The 592-nt window shown below is 51.0% G+C and carries 1 protein-coding gene; it reads right to left on the reverse strand.

From position 1 onward, the window contains the following. Positions 1–592, reverse strand: a 592-nt coding sequence (locus ACMUOY_RS20605) for a DEAD/DEAH box helicase family protein (protein WP_413894578.1), incomplete at both ends; no start/stop codon positions are given.

Consider the following 592-nt stretch of genomic DNA (forward strand, 5'->3'; position numbering starts at 1 on the left):
GGAGACGAGCTTGCGCCCCTCCATCATGGCATTGATCTTATCCTCGTTGTCCGCATCATCATCTGTGGCAAGGCCGGAAAGCGCCAGATTCATATTCGCGGAGTTTCGTCCACTCTGGCCGGAATGCGCCTCGTCGATGATGATGGCGAACTTGTTATTCTTATGTTCCTGCCCGATCTCAGAGATGATGTACGGGAACTTTTCAATCGTAGATATAATGATGCGCTTGCCGTCCTGTATAGCCTTGCGCAAATCACCGGAATGTTCTGCCCATGTTACGGTGTTCTTGACCTGCATGAACTGCTTGATCGTATTGCGGATCTGCTTATCCAGAATACGACGGTCAGTAACAACAAGGACGGAATCAATCATCGGGTGTCCGTCTTTTTCAAGTCCTATCAGCTGATGCGCCAGCCATGCGATAGAGTTTGACTTTCCGCTTCCGGCGCTGTGCTGGATCAGATAACGTTTGCCGACACCGTTCTCCTGCACATCAGCCAGCAGCTTCTCCACGCAGTCGAGCTGATGGTAACGAGGCCAGATCTGTTTGATGGACTTCTTCTTGGTATCCTCATCCACCTCTTCGATGACC

The sequence above is a fragment of the Candidatus Skiveiella danica genome (assembly GCF_022705245.1).
Classification (GTDB): Bacteria; Pseudomonadota; Gammaproteobacteria; order Burkholderiales; family Burkholderiaceae_C; genus Skiveiella; species Skiveiella danica.